This is a genomic window from Dermatobacter hominis (assembly GCF_020715685.1).
GTDB lineage: Bacteria > Actinomycetota > Acidimicrobiia > Acidimicrobiales > Microtrichaceae > Dermatobacter > Dermatobacter hominis.
The window spans coordinates 3058758-3079499 of sequence record NZ_CP085840.1 but is presented as its reverse complement, the minus strand read 5'-3'; the positions used below and the strand labels follow the sequence as shown (position 1 = coordinate 3079499).

19 protein-coding genes are annotated in these 20742 nt (G+C 72.3%); 6 read left to right on the top strand and 13 right to left on the bottom strand.

Going from position 1 to position 20742, the window contains the following annotated elements; translation table 11 throughout:
* Window positions 1-84 precede the first annotated feature (84 nt).
* From LH044_RS14615 to LH044_RS14580, 8 genes are all read right to left on the bottom strand, one after another.
* On the bottom strand, window positions 85-792 hold the full coding sequence (locus tag LH044_RS14615) for a response regulator (protein ID WP_227756320.1): 708 nt from the start codon (window positions 790-792) through the stop codon (window positions 85-87).
* Window positions 789-3503 carry a sensor histidine kinase gene (locus tag LH044_RS14610; RefSeq protein ID WP_227756319.1) on the bottom strand — a complete coding sequence of 905 codons (2715 nt, stop codon included), beginning with the start codon at window positions 3501-3503 and terminating at the stop codon, window positions 789-791. Before LH044_RS14610 ends, LH044_RS14615 begins: the two co-directional genes overlap by 4 nt.
* 4 nt (window positions 3504-3507) lie before the next feature.
* Window positions 3508-4101, bottom strand: coding sequence for a K(+)-transporting ATPase subunit C (gene kdpC, locus LH044_RS14605; RefSeq protein ID WP_227756318.1), 594 nt, complete (start codon window positions 4099-4101; stop codon window positions 3508-3510).
* Window positions 4101-6239: a potassium-transporting ATPase subunit KdpB gene (gene kdpB / locus LH044_RS14600; RefSeq protein ID WP_227756317.1), complete on the bottom strand. Its 2139-nt coding sequence runs from the start codon at window positions 6237-6239 to the stop codon at window positions 4101-4103. The genes kdpC and kdpB overlap by 1 nt, the downstream gene beginning before the upstream one ends.
* 97 nt (window positions 6240-6336) lie before the next feature.
* Window positions 6337-8118: a potassium-transporting ATPase subunit KdpA gene (gene kdpA, locus LH044_RS14595; protein WP_227756316.1), complete on the bottom strand. Its 1782-nt coding sequence runs from the start codon at window positions 8116-8118 to the stop codon at window positions 6337-6339.
* Window positions 8118-8237, bottom strand: coding sequence for a potassium-transporting ATPase subunit F (locus LH044_RS14590; RefSeq protein ID WP_227756315.1), 120 nt, complete (start codon window positions 8235-8237; stop codon window positions 8118-8120). Before LH044_RS14590 ends, kdpA begins: the two co-directional genes overlap by 1 nt.
* Entirely contained in the window at window positions 8234-8389 is a 156-nt protein-coding gene (locus LH044_RS14585) for a hypothetical protein (RefSeq protein WP_227756314.1), read from the bottom strand. The genes LH044_RS14590 and LH044_RS14585 overlap by 4 nt, the downstream gene beginning before the upstream one ends.
* Entirely contained in the window at window positions 8386-9270 is an 885-nt protein-coding gene (locus LH044_RS14580) for a DUF4118 domain-containing protein (RefSeq protein ID WP_227756313.1), read from the bottom strand. The genes LH044_RS14585 and LH044_RS14580 overlap by 4 nt, the downstream gene beginning before the upstream one ends.
* A 323-nt stretch (window positions 9271-9593) precedes the next feature.
* Here LH044_RS14580 and LH044_RS14575 point away from each other — a divergent pair, with 323 nt between their 5' ends.
* Entirely contained in the window at window positions 9594-10043 is a 450-nt protein-coding gene (locus tag LH044_RS14575; protein WP_227756312.1) for an OsmC family protein, read from the top strand.
* 39 nt (window positions 10044-10082) lie between these two features.
* Here the strand turns inward: LH044_RS14575 and LH044_RS14570 are convergent, their stop codons facing one another.
* Window positions 10083-10688, bottom strand: coding sequence for a TIGR03086 family metal-binding protein (locus LH044_RS14570; RefSeq protein ID WP_227756311.1), 606 nt, complete (start codon window positions 10686-10688; stop codon window positions 10083-10085).
* On the bottom strand, window positions 10685-11077 hold the full coding sequence (locus tag LH044_RS14565; RefSeq protein ID WP_227756310.1) for a cupin domain-containing protein: 393 nt from the start codon (window positions 11075-11077) through the stop codon (window positions 10685-10687). The genes LH044_RS14570 and LH044_RS14565 overlap by 4 nt, the downstream gene beginning before the upstream one ends.
* 140 nt (window positions 11078-11217) lie before the next feature.
* On the opposite strand from LH044_RS14565, the gene LH044_RS14560 reads away from it, so the two are divergent.
* Entirely contained in the window at window positions 11218-14193 is a 2976-nt protein-coding gene (locus tag LH044_RS14560; RefSeq protein WP_227756309.1) for an AfsR/SARP family transcriptional regulator, read from the top strand.
* Between the two features lie 57 nt (window positions 14194-14250).
* Here LH044_RS14560 and LH044_RS14555 read toward each other — a convergent pair whose 3' ends face one another.
* Both LH044_RS14555 and LH044_RS14550 read right to left on the bottom strand, forming a co-directional pair.
* Entirely contained in the window at window positions 14251-15684 is a 1434-nt protein-coding gene (locus LH044_RS14555; protein ID WP_227756308.1) for an ABC transporter substrate-binding protein, read from the bottom strand.
* 403 nt (window positions 15685-16087) lie between these two features.
* Entirely contained in the window at window positions 16088-16540 is a 453-nt protein-coding gene (locus LH044_RS14550) for a hypothetical protein (RefSeq protein WP_227756307.1), read from the bottom strand.
* A 146-nt stretch (window positions 16541-16686) separates the two neighbouring features.
* On the opposite strand from LH044_RS14550, the gene LH044_RS14545 reads away from it, so the two are divergent.
* The 4 genes from LH044_RS14545 to LH044_RS14530 all read left to right on the top strand — a co-directional run bounded on the left by LH044_RS14545 (window position 16687) and on the right by LH044_RS14530 (window position 20154).
* A complete protein-coding gene (locus LH044_RS14545; RefSeq protein WP_227756306.1) occupies window positions 16687-17052 on the top strand; it encodes a cupin domain-containing protein in 366 nt (121 codons plus the stop codon).
* Between the two features lie 151 nt (window positions 17053-17203).
* The gene (locus LH044_RS14540) at window positions 17204-17797 is read left to right on the top strand and encodes a TetR/AcrR family transcriptional regulator (protein WP_227756305.1); all 594 of its coding nucleotides are present in this window, start codon (window positions 17204-17206) and stop codon (window positions 17795-17797) included.
* A complete protein-coding gene (locus LH044_RS14535; protein WP_227756304.1) occupies window positions 17794-19002 on the top strand; it encodes a cytochrome P450 in 1209 nt (402 codons plus the stop codon). Before LH044_RS14540 ends, LH044_RS14535 begins: the two co-directional genes overlap by 4 nt.
* Before the next feature lie 12 nt (window positions 19003-19014).
* Window positions 19015-20154, top strand: coding sequence for a nitronate monooxygenase (locus LH044_RS14530; RefSeq protein WP_227756303.1), 1140 nt, complete (start codon window positions 19015-19017; stop codon window positions 20152-20154).
* A gap of 95 nt (window positions 20155-20249) precedes the next feature.
* Here LH044_RS14530 and LH044_RS14525 read toward each other — a convergent pair whose 3' ends face one another.
* Complete coding sequence (locus LH044_RS14525; protein ID WP_227756302.1) at window positions 20250-20660, bottom strand: hypothetical protein; 411 nt, start codon at window positions 20658-20660, stop codon at window positions 20250-20252.
* Window positions 20661-20742 lie beyond the last annotated feature (82 nt).

Here is a 20742-nt window from a genome sequence, read left to right as displayed (position 1 = left end):
TCGCTCAGCGATCGGTCGTCCCCGAGAAAGCCGGATCGGGCTTCTTGGTGATGTCCCCGAGAACGCGTGCCCGCGAGCGCCGGACTACGGCGCCGTGCTGATCGGCGTCGGCTCGAACCGGTAGCCCATGCCCGACTCGGTGTGGAAGTAGCGCGGCCGCGACGGGTCGGGTTCGAGCTTGTGGCGCAGGTTCGACATGTGGACCCGCAGGTATTGGGTCTGGTCGCTGACGCCGGGGCCCCAGATCTCGGTGAGCAGCTGACGCTGGGTGATGAGCCGGCCGGGGTTGGTGGTGAGCCGCTCGGCCAGGCCCCACTCGATCGGCGTCAGCCGCACCTCCTCCTCGGCGCCGTCGCGCTGCACGGTGACGCGGCGGGCGACGAGGTCGATCGTGAAGTTAGGCGTGACCACCGAGGCGACCGACGTGTCGGGCTGCTGGCGTCGCAGCACGACCCGGAGCCGGGCCAGCAGCTCCCCCATGCCGAACGGCTTGGTCACGTAGTCGTCGGCGCCCGCGTCGAGGGCGGCGATCTTGTCGGACTCCTCGCCCCGCACCGACAGGACGACGATCGGCACGTCGGTCCAGCCGCGCAGGCCCTCGATCACGTCGATGCCGTCGATGCCGGGCAGGCCGAGGTCGAGGATCACGGCGTCGGGGTGCGAGCCGGCGACGCGGGTGAGCGCCTCCTCGCCGGTGCCGACCGCGTCGACGTCGTGGCCGCTGGCCCGCAGCGTGACCGACAGCGCCTTGCGGATCTGCGGCTCGTCGTCGACGACGAGGATCCTGCTCATGACGTGCCTCCCTCGGTGGCCACCAGCCCGGTCGGCACCGCGTCGTCGCCGGCCGCAGGTTCGGACTCGCCGGCCGCGTGCTCGGCTGCGGCGCCGGCCTCCGCCGCCTGACCGGGCTTCCCCGGCTCGCCGGCATCGCCGGCATCGCCGGCGTCGACCGGCGCGATCGGCAGCTCGAACACCGCGGTCAGCCCGCCCCCCGGCGTGTCCTCGAGCTCGAGCCGTCCGCCGACGGTGACGGTGAAGCCGTGGGCGATCGCGAGCCCGAGCCCGACGCCCGCCTGGTTCGACCGGTCGCCGAGGCGCTGGAACGGCGCCCGCACCCGCGCCCGGTCGGCGGGGCGGATGCCGGGACCGCGGTCGATCACCCGGACGTGCACCCGGTCGCCCACGACGGCGGCGTCGACCACCACCGGCTCGCCCTCGGGCTGCACGGCGAGGGCGTTGGCGACGACGTTCGCCACGGCGCGCTCGGTGAGCGCGGGGTCGACGTCGATCAGCGGCAGGTCGGCCGGCACCCGCATCTCGACCCCGTGCGACCCGGGGTCCTCGACGCCGGCCACCGCAGCGCTCACGACGTCCTCGACCGGGGTGGGCAGGCGCAGCACCCGCAGGCCCCCGGACTGCAGCCGGCTCATGTCGAGCAGGTTGCCGACCACGCGGTCGAGCCGGTCGACCTCGTCGTCGATGAGCGTCAGGAACTCGCGCGTGTCCTCGGGCCCGAACGTCATGTCGGGCGACAGCAGCGAGGTGACCGACGCCTTGATGCCCGCGAGCGGCGTGCGGAGGTCGTGCGACACGGCCTGGAGGATCCCGGTCCGGAGCTCCTCGGCCCGCAGCAGCGCCTCGGCGGCGGCCGCCTCCTGCCGCAGCCGGACGGCGTCGACGGCCACGGCCACCTGGCCGACGAAGGTCTCGAGGAGCTCCACCCCGTCCGCGTCCACGTCGCCGCGCAGCACGAGCAGCCAGTCACCGTCGTCGGTCACCGTTCGCACAGACCCGTCGACCGGGCGGCGGGGCGGCGCCTCGCCGCTGCTCGACACCAGCTCCCAGCGCCCGGCGACCGCGTCGTCCAGCGCCGGGTCGCCGTGCAGGAGCGAGACCGCCTCCAGGCCGAGGGATCTGCGGACCTCGGCGAGCAGCGACGGGAGCGGATCGGCGTCGGTGGACAGCACGGCCGCCGAGCGGGCCAGCGCGTCGGCGTCGGCGCGCGCCCTCGCCGACTCGGCGGACCTCCGCGCGACGCGGTCGACCAGCGTGGACACGGTGGCGCCCACGACCACGAACACCGCGAGGGCGAGGACGTTCTCGGCATGGGTGACGGTGAACGTGCCGTACGGCGGCACGAACAGGAAGTTGATGGCGAACGAGCAGACGATCGCCGCGACGACGCCGGGCAGGAGCCCGCCGATGGTGCCGACCGCGACCACCAACGTGAGCGCCAGCAGCATCGCGGTGGGCACACCGAGGTCGTCGCGCAGCGGGAACAGCGAGAGGAAGAGGAGCGGGCCGCCGACGAGCAGCAGCGCCCAGGCGATGGTGCGGCGCCGCCGGGGCAGCGGCGTGTGCAGCCGGCCGGCGCCGATCCGGGCGGCGACCGCCGCCACTCCACCGCTCGCGGAGTCGGGCGCGGAGATCACGTGGACGTCGAGGTCACGCGCCAGCCGCAGCAGGTCGTTCACCACCGAGCCGCGCGTCAGCTCCTGGCGCCGGGAGCGTCGGCTGGCACCGACGACGACCTGGGTGATCCGCTCGCTGCGGGCGACGGCGACCAGCGTCTCGGCGATGTCGTCGCCGACCACCTCGCGGTAGGTGCCACCGAGCTCCTCGAGCAGCTGCCGGTGCCGGTCGAGGTCGGGGCCGCGCCGGTCGACCAGCCCGTCGGACGGGCTGATGTGCACGCCGATCAGCTCGCCCTGGTTGCGCCGGGCCAGCCGGGCGGCGCGGCGGATCACGCCGTCGCCGTCGGGCGCGCCGGTGATCGCGACGAGCACGCGCTCGCGGGTCTCCCACGCGCCGGTGATGCCGTGGGCCTCGAGGTACGTGTGGAGCTCGTCCTCGACGCGGTCGGCCACCCAGAGCAGCGCCAGCTCGCGCAGCGCGCCGAGGTTGCCGACCCGGAAGTAGTTGCCGAGCGCGGCGTCGATGCGGTCGGCCGGGTACACGTTGCCGTGCGCCATCCGCCGCCGCAGTGCCTCGGGCGTCATGTCGACCAGCTGCACCTGCTCGGCGGCCCGGACCCATGCGTCGGGCACGGTCTCCTGCTGGCGCACGCCGGTGATGCGCTCGACGACGTCGTTGACCGACTCGAGGTGCTGGATGTTGACCGTCGACACGACGTCGATGTCGGCGGCGAGGAGCTCGTCGATGTCCTCCCAGCGCTTGGCGTTCCGCGAGCCCGGGGCGTTGGTGTGGGCGAGCTCGTCGATGAGGACCACGCCGGGCCGGCGGTCGAGCACGGCGTCGACGTCGAGCTCCTCGATCACCGCCCCGCGGTGCGTGACGGTGCGGCGCGGCAGCAGCTCCAGGCCTTCCAGCAGCGCGGCGGTGTTGGCCCGGCCGTGGGTCTCGACCAGCCCGACGACGACGTCGGTGCCGCGCGCTCGGCGGCGTCGGCCCTCGTCGAGCATGGCAAAGGTCTTGCCGACGCCGGGCGCGGCGCCCAGGTAGACCCTGAGCACACCACGGGCCGCCGTCGGCTGGTCGTCCACCCCGTCAGCCTGCCCGATCGAGCGCCAGGTTGAGCTCCAGCACGTTCACTCCCGGGTCGCCCAGGATGCCGAGCGGCCGACCCTGGGTGTGGGCGTCGACGAGGGCGAGGACGTCGTCGAGGTCCATGCCCCGCTCCTCGGCCACGCGAGGGGCCTGGAGGCGGGCGTTGGCGATCGAGATCTGCGGGTCCAGGCCCGAGCCCGAGGCCTGCACGGCGTCGGCCGGGACCTCGACCTCGGGCGACAGGCGGTTCTCGGCCCGGTACTGCTCGGCCCGCTCGGCGACCGTGGCGAGGTAGTCGGGGTTGGTCGGGCCCAGGTTGGAGCCGCTGGAGGCGGTGCCGTCGTAGCCCGCGCCCGCGGCGGAGGGGCGGGGGTGGAAGTACGCCGGAGCGGCGAAGCCCTGGCCGAGCAGCGACGACCCGACGACCGTGTCGCCGTCGGTCAGGAGCGATCCCTCGGCTTTGTCGTGGAAGGCGGCCTCGGCCACGCCGGTCACGAGCAGCGGGTAGGCCAGCCCGCACACGACGGTCAGGGCCAGGAGGACGACCACGGCCGGGACGGACTGGCGGGCGAACGAGCGGAGCTGCTGGCGCATCACTTGACCCCCAGGGCCGTGAGGACGATGTCGATGACCTTGATGCCGATGAACGGGGTGATGAGGCCGCCGACGCCGTAGATCAGGAGGTTGCGGCGGAGGATCGCCGAGGCGGCCTCGGCGCGGAACCGGACGCCGCGCAGGGCGAGCGGCACGAGCGCCACGATGATCAGCGCGTTGAAGATGACCGCGGCGAGGATCGCGGAGCGGGCGGAGCTCAGCCCCATGATGTTCAGCCGGTCGAGCGCCGGGAACACGCCGGCGAACATGGCCGGGATGATGGCGAAGTACTTCGCCACGTCGTTCGAGATCGAGAACGTGGTCAGCGCGCCCCGGGTGATGAGGAGCTGCTTGCCGATCTCGACGACCTCGATCAGCTTCGTCGGGTCGGAGTCGAGGTCGACCATGTTGCCGGCCTCCTTGGCGGCCTGGGTGCCGGTGTTCATGGCCACGCCGACGTCGGCCTGCGCGAGCGCCGGGGCGTCGTTGGTGCCGTCGCCGGTCATGGCGACGAGGTTCCCGCCGGCCTGCTCGGCCTGGATGAGCGCCATCTTGTCCTCGGGCGTGGCCTCGGCCAGGAAGCCGTCGACGCCGGCCTCCTCGGCGATGGCGGCGGCGGTGAGGGGGTTGTCGCCGGTGATCATCACCGTGCGGATGCCCATGGCCCGCAGCTCGTCGAAGCGCTCGCGCATGCCCGGCTTCACGGTGTCCTTCAGCCGGATGACCCCGAGCACCCGGGGCGGCTGGTTCCCGAGGCGGTCGACGACCACGAGCGGCGTGGCGCCCTCGGACGAGACGCCCTCGACGATCGGTCCGAGCTCGATCGGCGGCCGGCCGCCCTCGGCCTCGACCCAGCGCCGGACCGCGTCGCCCGCACCCTTGCGGACGATGCGACCGGGCTGGCCCGGAGCGGGCGGGAAGTCCATCCCCGACATGCGGGTCTGGGCGGTGAAGGGCACGAGCTCGGCCCCGATGGGGTCGGGCGGCGTGAGGCCGAACTCCTGGATCGCCAGGTCGACGATCGAGCGGCCCTCGGGCGTCTCGTCGGCGAGCGACGAGGCCAGCGCGGCCTCGGCCACCTCCCGCTCGGTCACGTCGTGGACGGGGATGAACTCGGCCGCCTGGCGCGAGCCGAACGTGATCGTGCCGGTCTTGTCGAGCAGCAGCGTGCTGACGTCGCCGGCGGCCTCGACGGCCCGGCCCGACATGGCGAGCACGTTGCGCTGCACCAGGCGGTCCATGCCGGCGATGCCGATGGCCGACAGCAGCCCGCCGATCGTCGTCGGGATCAGGCAGACCAGCAGGGCGGTGAGCACGACGATGCTCTGGCGCGCGCCGCTGTAGACGGCGAAGGGCTGCAGCGTCACGACGGCGAGCAGGAAGATGATCGTCAGCCCGGCCAGCAGGATCGACAGCGCGATCTCGTTCGGCGTCTTCTGGCGGTCGGCGCCCTCGACCAGGGCGATCATGCGGTCGAGGAACGTCTCGCCCGGCTTGGCGGTGATGCGGACGACGATCTCGTCGGACAGGACCCGGGTGCCGCCGGTGACGGCGGAGCGGTCGCCGCCCGACTCCCGGATGACCGGGGCGGACTCGCCGGTGATCGCCGACTCGTCGACCGTGGCGATGCCCTCGACCACGTCGCCGTCGCCGGGGATCACCTCGCCGGCGGTGACCACGCACTCGTCGCCGACCTGCAGCTCGGTCGACGCCTTCTCGACGACGGTGCCGTCGGTCGTGCGGACCCTCGCCGTGGTCTCGGCCCGGGTGCGGCGGAGCGTGGCGGCCTGCGCCTTGCCCCGACCCTCGGCCATCGCCTCGGCGAAGTTGGCGAACAGCACGGTCGCCCACAGCCAGACCGCGACGAGCAGGGCGAACACGTTCTGCTGTGCTGTCGACGGGGCGGTGCCGGCGCCGGCCCAGTCGGTGATGCAGAGGATCGTGGTCAGCAGGGCGCCGGCCTCGACGATGAACATGACCGGGTTGCGGGCCATCGCCCTCGGGTTCAGCTTCTTGACGCTGTCGGCGACGGCGGGCCCGACGATCGACGGGTCGAACAGCGAGCGCTTCGGGGCGGGGGCGTGCTCGCCGCCCTCCTCGGTCGGCAGCGGTGCCGGGGCGTCCTCGGTGATGGTCATGTGCGGCTCCAGGTGCGACGGATCCCTCGGGGGCGGGGGTGCGGTGCGGAGGTGGGACGGGGGTGGGGGTGGCGCGTACCGGTCGGAGCGGCGGCCATCAGAGGCTCAGCTGCTCGACGATGGGCCCCAGCGCCAGGGCGGGGAAGAAGGTCAGGCCGGCGACGATGATGATCACGCCGGTCAAGAGTCCGAAGAACAGCGGCGAGTCGGTCGGGAACGTGCCGACGGTGACCGGCACCTTGTTCTTGCGGACGAGCGAGCCGCCGATCGCCAGCGCAGGGATGACCAGCAGGAACCGGCCGATCAGCATCGCCACGCCCTGGGTGATCGTGTACCAGTCGGTGCCGGTGCTCATGCCCGCGAAGGCCGAGCCGTTGTTGTTGCCCGCCGAGGCGAAGTTGTAGAGCGCCTCCGACAGGCCGTGCGGCCCGGGGTTGGCGAGCGACGAGACGGCGGTCGGCAGCACGACGCTGACGGCGGCGAAGACCAGCACCGCGACCGGCATGGCGACGATGTAGAGCACGACGAGCTTCATCTCGGCCGCCTGGATCTTCTTGCCGAGGTACTCGGGGGTGCGGCCGACCATCAGGCCGGCGATGAAGACGGCGAGCAGCGCGTTGATGAGGATGCCGATCAGGCCGGAGCCGACGCCGCCGGGCGACACCTCGCCGAGCTGCATCAGCACCATCGGCACCGCGCCGCCCGCCGGGGTCAGCGAGTCGTGCATGCAGTTGACCGAGCCGGTCGAGGTGCCCGTGGAGGCGGCGCCGTAGAGCGAGCAGGTCGCCGCGCCGTACCGGACCTCCTTGCCCTCGAGGTTCCCGCCGACGGTCTGCGCCGAGCTGGCCTGGCTGACGCCGAGGTCCGACACGGCGGGGTTGCCGCCCGTCTCCACCGCGCTCATCAGGACGATCGACACGGTGAGGAGCAACGCCATCACACCGAGGAGGACGAGGCCCTGCCGGGGCTGGCCGACCATCCGCCCGAAGGCGAACGGGAAGGCGAAGGGGATGAGCAGCAGCATCCAGACGCCGACGAGGTTCGTCCACCCGTTCGGGTTCTCGAAGGGGTGGGCGGCGTTCGCGTTGTAGAAGCCGCCGCCGTTCGTGCCCAGGTTTCGGATCGCGACCTGCGAGGCGACGGGACCGCCAGGGATCTCCTGGGTGTCGACCCGATCGGTGTGCTCCTTGCCGTCGGCGTCGACGACCGTGGCGGTCACCGTCCGGTCGACGGTGGTGGCGGTGGTGTCGCCGTGCAGGTTCTGCGTGACTCCGAGTCCGACGATGAGGACGGCGGCGACGAAGCTGATCGGCAGGAGGATCCGCAGCGTGCCGCGGACGAGGTCGACCCAGAAGTTGCCGAGGGTGCGGCCCTGCCGTCGGGCGATGCCCCGGACGATGGCGACCGCCACGGCCATGCCGGCGGCGGCCGACACGAAGTTCTGCACCGTGAAGCCGACCATCTGGGTGAGGTGGCTGATCGCCTGCTCGCCCGAGAACCACTGCCAGTTCGTGTTGGTGGTGAAGCTGACCGCCGCGTTCCACGCGCCGTGGGCGGCCATGCCCGGCATGTCGGTCGGGTTGACCGGCAGCGCGCCCTGGACCCGGAGGATCACGTAGGTCAGCAGGACGCTGAAGAACGAGAACGCCAGCAGCGACACGGCGTAGACGTTCCACCGCTGCTCGCGTTCCGGGTCGACGCGGAGCAGGCGGTAGATGAGCCGTTCGACCGGGAGGAACACGCGGTCGCCGGGCGCCGGGGCCGGGCCGCCCTCGGGATCGTGCGCGTAGACCCGGGCCATGTAGCGCCCGAGCGGCGGCGCGGTCAGCGCCAGCACGACCACGAGCAGCACGAGCTGGAAGATGCCCTGCGCGCTCATCAGAACCGCTCCGGCGCGATCAGGACGACGACCAGGTAGACGACGGCGATCAGGGCGAGGACCAGACCGAGGCCGTCCTCCCACTGCACGGCCAGGACCGGGGAGAGCAGTGCGATCACGCCGTCACCGCCTCGACCTCGACCTCGGGGGCGTCGGCGTCGCCGTCGGCCGGCTCGGGGTCGGGACCGATGATGCGGTCGCACAGGCCGACGTAGGCCACGGCGACACCGAAGAACACCACGGTGAGGATCAGGACGATCAGGTCGTTCATCCGTTGCTCCGAGTTCTGCCGGCGTGGGCGCCGGCGGTCGTGCGGGGGGTCGAGCTGTCGGGTGCGCCGGTCGCCGCGGCGGACCGGCCGCCGCCGGGGACCGGGGCGGCCTCAAGCGCAGGGGCGATGACGTCGGACACGAGGACCGCCAGCTCGCGGTCGGCGAGCGGGACGCCGTGCCCGGGCGTGGGTTCGAGCACGAAGCGGCCGACGACGGTGCCGTCGCGACCGCTGACCGGGAGCGACACGCCCTCGGGCGGGAGCTGGAAGCCGCCGTGGCCGTGGCGCATCGGGCCCGGGATGGCGCCGCTGCGCTCGAGGTCGGGGGGCAGGTCGCCGAAGCCGATCGACGTCGAGCCGCCCCAGACGAAGTAGTAGGAGGTCAGGCCGAGCTGCTCGACGAGGTAGCCGCCGGACCGCTCGATCAGGACCTCGGGCGGGGCGTGCTCGGCGACGAGCTCGCGCAGCTCGCTGACGTGGCGGATGCCGTTGCGCTCGCTGCTCGCCCGCCGACCCCGGTCGACGGCCATGTGGGCGAGCTGCCCGACGGCCACACCGACCACGATCATCAGGACGCACGTGAGAATGTCCTCGGTGCGGTCGATGCGCAGGGTGCCGTAGGGGCGGACGTGGATGGCGTTGAAGCCGAGGGCGCCGACGACCGCGGTGGTCACGCCGGCGGTGCGGCCGCCGATCGACGCGGCGCCGATGACCACGAGGGTGAGGAGCAGGGCGACGTTCGCCAGGCCGAGCGCGTCGCGCGCCGGGGCCAGCAGGAGGGCCACGGCGAGGACGACGATCGAGCCGGCCGCGGCGGCGAGGCCGTCGCGCTGCCCGGCCCGCAGCGGGGCCGGGTTCCGGGGGTTCGTGCGATGGGCCATGAGCCCGGGATACGCCCGACATCGGGCGGTGTCAGCGGCCTTGACGCGTTCTGAACGCCCACCCGACGACGTTTGACGCGCCCATGACGCGCCCGCCCCACCGCGGCCCTCGCAGCCGACTCGCCCCGAGCCGCTCCCGACCCGCCCCTGCCGCCGTTCCCCTCCCCTGCCGCTGCCCTCCCCGAACTTGGGGACCAGCGATCGCGCAGCGATCGCTCGTCCCCGAGAACGCCGGACCGGGGTTCTCGGGGACATCCCCGAGAAGCCGACCGGGCGGCGCGGCGTAGGGTCGTCCGCGCCGGGTCGTCGACGGAGGAGCGTTCGTGAGCGAGCACGTGGCAGAGGTCGTGTGGGACCGGGACGGCGTCGAGCCGGGGGCGGACTACTCCCGCTCGCACGTGTGGCGCTTCGACGGCGGCGTCGAGGTACCGGCCGCGTCGGCGCCGGCGCTGCACGGCGACCCGACCCGCGTCGACCCCGAGGAGGCGTTCGTCGCGTCGATCTCCAGCTGCCACATGCTGTGGTTCGTGCACCTGGCGCAGGACGCCGGCTTCTACGTGAGCAGCTACACCGACAGGGCGGTCGGGTTCATGAACCGGGTGGACCGCGGCGTGATCGCCATCACCGACGTGGAGCTGCACCCGCGCATCGAGTGGGAGGGCGACGCGCCCGATGAGCGGACGATCGCCGAGCTGCACGACGAGAGCCACCACCGGTGCTTCATCGCCAACTCGGTGACGTCGAACATCACGGTCCACCCGCCGGCCGACTGAGCCGGGCCGAGGTCGACCACGCGACTGGGGGTCCGGTCGCTACGGCCGTCGGCCGGAGAACGCCACGATGCGATCCAGCGGCGGCGCGTCGTCGGCCACGTCGACGGCTGCCGCGCACAGCAGGTCGACCCGGGGCAGGGGGTCGAGGACCGTGTGGGCGAAGGCCTCGACCTCCAGGAGCAGATCGTCGGGCAGTTCCGGGACCACCGCCCCCGTGACGGTCGTGATGTCCCACGTGTGCACGATCAGGTCGAACGCGACGAAGCGCAGGAACGTGCGGCCGGTCATCGGCCCGAACGGCAGCTCCAGCACGCGCTCCATCGCACCGGGTTGCTGGGTCGCCGCACCGAAGCGTTCGGCGGCCCGACCGAACGCCGCCGTCGGGTCGTCGCCGATCACGTCCGGCAGACGGCCCGAGATGTCCTGGACCGGTCCACCGCCGAACGCGTCGGAGAACATCTCCGCGCCACCGATCACGTGGTTCAACAGATCGCGCACGGTCCACTCGGCGCACGGAGTGCGGCGACCGAGGTCGGCCGGTTGCACGGAGGCGATCGCGGCGCCGAGCCGGGGCACCACCTGCTGGAGCTGAGCCCCGCCGTCGACGCCGTCGTCCAGGTCGAAGGGGATGGTCGTCGTGGTCACCCGGCGGCCCCCAGCTTCTCGGCCATGTGGTCGACGACGGCACGGTGGGCGGCGTGGGGGCTGAAGAGGATGACCTCGGCGTCCTCGGTCACCCGGACCGAGTGGTGCGGCGGCCAGTAGAAGAGCGAGCCTCCGGCGATCTTCTCCTCCGCGCGGTCGGCGTACGTGATCACGAGCTCGCCCGAGGTCAGGTACCCCCAGTGGGGCGCTGCGCACAGGTCCTTCTCGAGGCCCTGCAGCAGCGGCGCGATGTCGGTGCCGGCGCCGAGCGAGAACCACTCGCCCGCCATCGACCCCAGGCCCGGCACCTCACCGAAGCCATCGAGCTGTCGGGCGATCGCTCCCGGGACCTGCAGGACGACCGGGATGTCCTCCTTCGCGATGTGCACGTCACTCTCCTCTCGTCGGTGCCCGTGGTGGTCGGGCTCGGACTGATGGTGAGCCGGAGCGGTTGCCGGGCGTCTGCGACCCGTCGGTGGTGCGTCGGTCGGCCGTTCACGCGGCCGGGACCGCAGAGCATGATGAGCACGTGGAGTTCACGGTGCTCGGCAGCGTCGAGCTCGTCGGCGCCGACGGCCCCGTGCCGCTCGGAGGGCCGAAGCAGCGGTTGCTGCTCGCCGCGCTCCTGGCGTCGCGCAACCGCGTGGTCAGCCTGGACTCGCTCAGCGAGGCGATGTGGGGGGACGACCCGCCGCCGACCGTCCGATCCACGCTGCAGACATCGGTGTCCAAGCTGCGCCGGTTGGTCGTGGGCTGCCCGTCGATCGCGATCGACACCCGCGGCCCCGGCTACTGCCTCGGCGTCGACGCCGACGCCGTCGACGCGGACCGCTTCGAATCGCAGTTGGCCCGATCCCGGTCGCTCATCACGGATCGTCCGGCCGACGCCGTCGCGCTCCTGGACGCGGCGCTCGGCCTGTGGGCCGGCGAGCCGTTCGCGGGCTTCGAGGACCGCCCGTGGGCCCAGGCCGAGTCGGCCCGGCTCCGCGAGCTGCGGCTGCAGGCGATCGAGGAGCGCAACGGCGCACTGCTCGGACTGGGTGAGCGCGATGCGGTGATCGGCCAGCTCGAGGGCCTCGTCCTCGACGAGCCGCTCCGCGAGCGGATGTGGAGCCAGCTGGTCACGGCGTTGCACGGCGCCGGCCGCCAGGGAGACGCCCTCCGCGCCGCCGCGACGTTCCGCCGTCACCTCCGCGACGAGCTCGGGCTTGATCCCTCGGCCGAGTTCGTCGCCCTGGAGCGGACCGTGCTCGAGGGCACTCCTCCCGATGCCGCGGTCCTGACGCACCCGACCGGTCCGCCGACCCCAGGGCCTGCCGCGCCGGCGCGGGCCGCTCCGCTCGTCGGCCGTGCCGCCGCCGTCGACGACGTGCTGGACGCGCTCGCGACGGCCCGCATGGTCACGATCACGGGTCCGGGTGGTGTCGGCAAGTCGTCGCTCGCCAACGAGGTGGCCCGGCGGACGACGTCGCGGTTTCCCGACGGTGTGCGCGTCGTCGAGCTCGCCCCGGTGGCAGACGGGTCGGCCGTGATCGCCGCGGTGGCCCAGGCCGTCGACGCGGAGCGGAGGTCGGAGCGGTCGTTGGCCGATGCGATCGTCGAGGTCCTGGCACCTCAGCGGATGCTCCTCGTCCTCGACAACTGCGAGCACGTGATCGGCACGGTCGGCGAGCTGGTGGTCGAGCTCGTCCGATGGTGCCCGTCGGTCACGTTGCTCGCCACCTGCCGCGAGCCGATCGGCATGCCGGGAGAAGCGGTCCGACCGCTGGCACCGCTCGCCGTCCCGCTCGACCCGTCGGCACCCGTGGAGCAGCTCGTTGGTTCGCCCTCGGTCGAGGTGTTCGTGGCTCGAGCGACCGAGGCCGCGCCCGGGTTCCGGCTCGACGAGTCGAACGCCCCGGCCGTCGCGCAACTGTGCATCCAGCTCGACGGGCTGCCGCTCGCCCTGGAGCTCGCGGCGGCCCGCATGTCGGCGATGTCGCCTCGCCAGCTGGCGGACCGGCTCGACGAGCGGTTCGCGCTGCTCGGCAGCGGCCACGGTCGCGGGGCCCGCCACCGGAGCCTGCGCGACGTCGTCCAGTGGTCCTACGGGCTGCTCGACGAACCCGAGCGAGCGCTGTTCGCCCGGGTCTCGGTGTTCGCGGGCGGGTTCGACCTGGAGTCGGCCGAGACGGCGTGCGCCGACGCCGCCCTGCCCCGCGGGACGGTCGCAGGAGTGCTCGGGGGACTGGTGGACAAGTCGCTGGTCGCCGGGGTGCACGTGGGCGACGAGGTCCGGTACTCGCAGCTCGAGACGTTGCGGCAGTTCGGCGCCGAGTGCCTGGACGAGCGTTCCGACGGCCCGGCGGTGAGGGCGGCGCACCTGGCGACCTTCGTGGCCCGCGCCACCAAGGGCGGCGAGGCGTTGGACACCGCCGCTGAGGGCGAGTGGGCGCTCCGCCTCGATCGCGACATGGACAACCTCCGTGCCGCGTTCACGACCGCTGTCGCGTTCGACGACGTCGACGCTGCGCTGCGGCTCGCGGTGTCGGCGAGCGAGCTGGGCTTCCGGGCCATCCGCTACGAGGTCGTGGACTGGGCCGAGACGGTGGCGGCCATGCCGGCCGCGGCCGAGCACCCGTTGCGACCGACGGCGCTCGGGGTCGTGGGCCTCGGCGCGTTCGTGCGGGGCGAGCTGGAGCGGGCGCTGGCACTGGCTGCGGACGCGGTGGCGCTCCGGGAGCGGATCGGGGTGGCGGCGTGCGGACTACCCGAGCGGGTGCTGGCCAACGCCCTCTTCTACCTCGGACGACCGGACGAGGCGCTGGCCTGGATCGACCGGCTGGCCGAGTCGACGAGGGCCACCGGACGACAGGGCCGCCTCGCCCACGCGCTCTACATGGGATCGGTCGCCCGGACGAGCACCGGCGATGCCGACGGAGGTCGCCGATTCGCCGACGCCGCCGTCGCGGTCGCCGCCGGGACCGGGAGCCCGACCGCGAGGTCCCAGGCCGCCTACGCCGCCGGCCTCAGCCGCTCCGACGCAGAACCTGCGGACGCGCTCCGGTTGCTGGAGGAGTCGGCGGTGCTCGCGGACTCGGTCGGCAACCGGTGGATGCGGTGCTTCGCCCGCACCGAGGTCATGTGGCTCCGAGCGAAGCGCGGAGAGCTCGACGTGGCGCTCTCCGGCTTCCGGGAGGTCGTCGAGACCTGGTTCCGCGGCGGCGACTGGGCCAACCAGTGGCTGAGCCTCCGCTACGTCGCCGGCGTGCTGGCCTCGGTCGGCCGCGATGAGGACGCGGCACTGCTGTCGGGCTGCGTCGAGGCGGCCGGCGCGACGACCGCGTTGCCGTTCGCCCCGAACGAGTCGGACGAGCTGACCGTCGTGATGGCCGGGCTGGCCGAGCGGCTGGGGACGGACGCGCTGGCCGACGCCCGTCGCCGCGGTGGCTCCATGCGAGCGGACGCCGCCGTCGCTCACGCCCTCGCGGCGATCGATGCACTGCTCGCTGCGCGCTCGGCCTGATCACCTCCGGCCCCGCCGACGCCCCGAGATCGCCGGGACGGCGGCTGGCCGGTCTCGCTAGATCGGACGGCTCGGGTCGACCTTGCCCTTGCCCGCGTTCGCCGGCACCTCGGCCACGCCGTCCTTCGGGCAGTGGAACCCGTCGCCGTCGTCGCCCTTTCCGTCGAGCTTCGGGTACAGGCGCTCGAACTTCCCGTCCTTCACGACCATGAGCATCCCGCACTCACCGGCGGTCGCCGTCGCCCCCGAGGCGGGGTCGACGGTGGCGTGCAGGCCGCCGCCGTTCCACTCGGCGATGGCGTCGGCCTGCTGCAGGACGCAGGTGCGGTCGATGACGCCGTCGCCGGCCTCGGCGCACTTGCCGGCCGCGACGGCGAACAGCAGCCACGCGCTGGTGGCCTGGACGCCGAGCGGCCCGGTCTTGGCGTCGGGCACGTACTCGTCGAGCGTGTCGAGGTACTGCTGGATCGCCGGCCACCGGTCGGCCTCCTCCAGCGGGTGGGCGGTCTGGCGCAGCACCGTGCCCTCGACCGCGTCGTCACCGGCGGAGAACAGCAGCGGGTCGTACATGTTCGTCTCGAGCAGCGCCTTGCCGGTCCAGCCCTGCTGCTTGAGCGTGCCGATGAGCGACGCCGCGAAGCCGGCCTCGCCGACCCACAGCAGCGTGGTGGCGCCCGAGTCGATGATGCGCTGGGCCATCGGCGTCCAGTCGGACTGGCCTGTCGCCGGGAAGCTGAAGGTGTCGACGACGTCGAGCCCCACGTCCTCCGCCCCGGCCACGTACTTGTCCTTCACGATCTCCAGCGCCGGCAGCGAGGCGTAGGCGATGGCGATCTTGCCGGCGAGGTCCGGGTTGAGCGCCTCGTAGTCGCGCATCCACGTGGTGGCGACGCTGGTGGCCGGGTTGGGCACCGGCTGGACCTGCCCGTTCGAGTCGCTCTTCTCCGGCGACACGGCGTAGCCCGGGATGTCGATCAGGCCGCACTTGTGGAAGTCCGAGCCGTCCTTGCCGGAGAACTCGAAGTTGTCCTGGGCGAAGCCGCCGCCGACCATGGCGAACACACCGGTGCAGGCGGTGCTCATGGCCGACTCGACCTCGAGCAGCGCGCCCGGCAGCTCGACGAGGTTGATCTTCAGGCCCTTGACGCCGCCCTGGGCGTTGCACCACTCGGAGAAGGCGACGGACGCGTCCCACATCTCCTTGTTGAGGCCGGGCCGGATGGTCGACGTGCGATCGGTGGCGACGCCGATGTTGAGCTGGTCGGTCGCACCGCCGCCCTCGCCGTCCTTGACCGTCGCGTCGCCGGCGCCGCACACGCCCTCGAGGTCGCCGTAGGTGCCGGCGGCCGCCTCGGACGTGGCCGCGGTCGTGGTGGTCGAGGCACCCTCCTCACCGCCGCCGGCCTTCTCGGCGTCACCACCGCTCGCCCCGCACGCCGCGGTCGCGACCATCGCCACCGCTGCCAGCACGATCACCAGGTTCTTGCGCATCCGACCCCCGCTTGGACAGACATCTGGACATGTGTCCACTGACACAGAAGCCGACATTCCACCAGCCCGTGCCCGCGATGTCCAAGCAGCCCCGGCGGCGCCCACACCGGCGCCCCCGACCCAGCAGCGCGCCCGACCCACCGGCGCGCTCGACCACCGGTGCGCCCCACACACCGGCGCGCCCGACCCACCGCGCACACCGGCGCGCCCGACCCACTCCATCGAACTTGTACGTCACGGACCACCCACCGGTCCCCCGCGTACGAGTTCACCTCGCCCGCCCGCCCGCCCGCACGACGAACTTGTACGCCACGAACCCGTGGGCGGTCGCCGACGTACAAGTTCGACGGAGAGGGTGCGAGGAGCCCGACGCAAACAAACCCGAGCCCGACCCGGGCGAGCGTCAGAGCGAGAGCAGGCCCTTGAGCCGGTCGAGCAGCTCCTGCTCCGCCGGCTTCACGCCCTTCGACGCCGCAGCGACTGCGGCGCCGACGTCGTAGTACCACTGCCGGACCTGGGCCGACTCCTCCGCCGGGATGGCCGCCAGCGCGTCGACCGCCTTCGAGACGTCCTCGAGCAACCCGTCGACGACGACGTTCGGCGTGGTGCCGCCCATGTGCTGCTTGGCGTCGTGGCGGGCCTCCTTGTCGGCGGCGTCCGGGATGATCTGGGCGATGAGCTGGTCGGCCGGGCCGGAGTGCGCCGGGCGGGAGATCGCCTTCGCGCCGGCGGCCGACTCCTTCATCATCGAGATCGGGCCGTGCTCACCGACCAGCGCCATGGCGAGCATGATCGCCACCGGGGCGTCGGTGAGTGCGTGCCACTGCTCGTCGGTGAAGTCGGATCGATCGGTCACGGAGGCTCCTTCTGCCAAGGCCCGAGCTCGACGGCGGTCGGGCGGGCCGAGCGGAGTCTACGACCGGTCCCGGCGGGTTGACCCCGGCGCGACGATGAGGGTGAACCGCCCGTGAGGGCGGGCGGTCCGATGCTCGGAGGTGCCCCATGAGCGGGATGACGACCAAGAGCTTCGACGCCGCGGACGACCAGCGGACGCCGGACAAGACGAAGATCGAGATGGTGGACCTCGGCACCGCCAAGGCCGCTCGGCTGACGGCGCAGCCGGGGTGGAAGTGGTCGGAGTGCATCCAGCCCGTGGTCGGCGGCGACAGCTGTCAGGCCCACCACGTCGGCGTGATCGTGTCCGGGACGATGCACGTCCGTCACGACGACGGCACCGAGGGCGAGGCGACGCCTGGCACGGCCTACGTGATCGAACCGGGACACGACGCCTGGGTCGTGGGCGACGAGCCGGTCGTCGCGTACGAGTTCGACAGCACGACGGCGTCGAAGTTCGCCTCGAGCTCGTAGCCGCCTCGAACTCGAACTGCCTCGACTCGTCGCTGTCGTCGGTCGCACCGGAGCTCGCGAGGGGGCCGGCGACGACGGCGCCCCGCCGCCGAGCGAGCCAGCTCGTGGGGGCGCGGGTGCACATTTACATCGGATGTCCTATGTTTTCTCGGTGGCCACCCAGGAGGAGCGGCGAACCGAGACGAGGCGGCGCCTGCTCCAGGCGTCGGCCGAGCTGTTCGCCGATCGGGGGGTCGACGGTGCGTCCATCGACGCGATCGCCGAGCGGGCCGAGCGCACCTCCGGCGCGGTGTACGACCACTTCGGCGGCAAGGACGGCGTGCTGTTCGCCCTCCTCGACGGCTGGGTCGACGACGTCGCCACCGTGATCGGCGCCGAGCTGTCGACCACGACCACGCTCGACGAGCGCCTCGGGGTCCTGTGGCGCAACGTGTCGACGCCGGTGGCCGGCGACGGCCAGTGGATCGCGCTGGAGCACGAGCTCTGGGCCTACGCGTCCCGCCACCCCGACGCCCGCGAGCACCTGGCCCGCCGCTACCGCGGCGCGTGGAGAGGCGTGCTGCAGGCGACGGGCGAGGGTCCCGACGGAACCGCGGAGGTCGACGAGGTCGGCCCCGCGGTCATCGGGCTGCTGTTCGGGCTGGAGATGATGCGCCGGGTCGACCCCGACGCCGTCACCGACGACATGGCCATCGACGCGCTTCGGAGCGTCATCACCGGCATCACCAAGGGAGCGACACGATGACGATCGCGGAGGAGGAGCTGACGGGCATCGACCTGCTGGCCGACACGTGGGGACGTGGCGTCCCGCACGATCAGTTCGACCGGTTGCGGGCCGAGGCGCCGATCTACTTCCACCCCGAGCCCGATGGTCCGGGCTTCTGGGCGATCACCAAGCACGCCGATGTCCGCAAGGTCAGCCACGACTGGGAGACCTTCTCGAGCGAGCTCGGCGCCACGTTCATCCCGACCCAGGACGAGGAGGCGCTGGCTGCGCTGCGGCTGTCGATCCTCAACCAGGACCCGCCCGCCCACAACCGGGCGCGGCGGCTGGTGTCGAAGGCGTTCACGCCGCGGATGATCGCGATGCTGGTCGAGGACATCGACCGTCGGGCCCACGACGTCGTCGCGGCGGTCAAGGACCGGGGCGAGTGCGAGTTCGTCGAGGAGATCGCCGGCCAGGTCCCGGTGCAGATGATCTGCGAGATGATCGGCCTCGAGCCCGAGCTGTGGCCGCGCATGTTCGAGGCGTCGAACGACCTGATCGGCTCGCGCGACGACCCCGAGTACGCGCACGTGAACCCGGAGCTCGCGTCGGCCGAGATCTACGCGCTGTGCGACGCGGTCGCCGAGGACCGTCGGTCCAACCCTCGCGACGACCTGATGACCGCGCTGGTCCAGGCCGAGATCGACGGCGAGCAGCTCCGCAACGACGAGCTCAACATGTTCTTCATCACGCTCGTCGTCGCCGGCAACGAGACGACCCGCAACCTCATCAACCACTCACTGCTGGCACTGGTCGACCATCCGGCCGAGATGCAGCGGCTGCGCGAGGACCCGGCGCTGTGGGACACGGCCGTCGAGGAGATGCTCCGGTGGGGCAGCTCGATCCACAACTTCCGCCGCACCGTCCGCCACGACACCGAGCTGCGGGGCGTGCAGATGCGGGCGGGCGACAAGGTCGTCATCTACTACGCGTCGGCGAACCGGGACGAGGACGTGTTCGTCGACCCGCACCGCTTCGACGTCGGCCGCACCCCGAACGACCACGTCACCTTCGGCGGCGGCGGCGTGCACTACTGCCTGGGCGCCAGCCTGGCCCGAGCCGAGATCCGCGCCACGATGCGCGAGGTCGTGCAGCAGCTCCCGGGCATCCAACTCGCAGGTGAGCCCAGTCGGCTCACGAGCGACTTCGTCAACGGCATCAAGCGGATGCCCGTCACGTGGTGAAAGGACACCAACATGCGCACACCCATCTGTGACGAGCTGGGGATCGAGTTCCCCATCTTCGCCTTCACCCACTGCCGCGACGTCGTCGTGGCCGTGTCGAAGGCCGGCGGCTTCGGCGTCCTCGGTGCGGTCGGCTACTCGCCCGAGCAGCTCGAGATCGAGCTGAACTGGATCGACGAGCACATCGGCGACCACCCCTACGGCGTCGACATCGTCATCCCGAACAAGTACGAGGGCATGGACGCCGACATGTCGGCCGAGGACCTGGAGAAGATGCTCCAGGACATGGTGCCCGAGGGCCATCTGTCCTTCGCCCGCACCCTCCTGATCGACCACGGCGTGCCGCTGCAGGAGGACGAGGACGACAACTCGATGAACCTCATCGGCTGGACCGAGGCGACCGCCACCCCGCAGGTGGAGATCGCGCTGCGCCACCCGAAGATGACGCTGATCGCCAACGCGCTCGGCACCCCGCCGAAGGACATGATCGACCACATCCATGCCGAGGGCCGCAAGGTCGCGGCGCTGTGCGGCTCGCCCTACCAGGCGATGAAGCACGCCGAGGCGGACGTCGACATCATCATCGCCCAGGGTGGTGAGGGCGGCGGCCACTGCGGCGAGGTCGGCTCGATCGTGCTGTGGCCGCAGGTCGTCAAGGCCGTGGCACCCCGCCCGGTGCTGGCCGCCGGCGGCATCGGCTCGGGCGAGCAGATCGCCGCGGCGCTGGCGCTCGGCTGCCAGGGCGCGTGGTCCGGCTCGCAGTGGCTGATGGTCGAGGAGTCGGAGAACACGCCGGTCCAGCAGCAGGCCTACATCTCGGCCGGCTCGCGCGACACGGTGCGGTCCCGCTCGTTCACCGGCAAGCCCTGCCGCATGCTCAAGAACGACTGGACGGACGCCTGGGAGGACCCGAGCAACCCGGATCCGCTCGGCATGCCGCTGCAGTACATGGTGTCGGGCATCGCCGTGGCCGCCACGCACAAGTGGCCGGACCAGACCGTCGACGTGGCGTTCAACCCGGTCGGCCAGGTCGTCGGCCAGTTCCAGAAGGTGGAGAAGACCTCGGCCGTCATCGAGCGCTGGGTGAACGAGTACCTCGAGGCGACCCAGCACCTCGACGAGCTGAACGAGGCCGCGGCCAACGCCGGCTGACGCCCTCTCTGCACTTGGCTCTGCTCACGGGCGGGTCGGTCGCTCCGGCGATCGGCCCGCCCGTGGCGCGTGCTGGCGCTGGTCCGGTCCCGCTGTCAGTGGGCCGGGGTGTAGGTGATCCAGACGGTGCCGGCGACGGCGAACACGCCGTCGGGCGCCTCCTGCACCTCGCTGAACGTGCACGTGGCCAGGCGTCCGTTCCTCGGACCGCCGTTCTTGGCCGAGTCCTCGGTCCACGCCTCGGGAGCGCCCGCGCCCGACGGCGTGAACGTGAACTCGAGGTGGAACGCGTACGGGATGCCGACCTGGGTGCTGGTCGTCACGTGCCCGGGCGTGAACTCTCCGTTGCCGTTCAGCGCGACGGTCAGCGCTCCGAGCCCGCTGTCGCACTCGATGTCGAGCACCTCACCCTTGGGTGCGTTCACCGGATCGGCACCCGCACCCGCCTGGCTGCCGACGACGAGCGCGCACGCGACGGCAACACCTATCAACATTCGCTTCACCATGGTCGTGTCCTCCCAGCTCCACGCCCCTTCGTAGGTCCATCCTGCGCCTCGACCGAAGGGATCACAAGGAGCCGACGAGGTG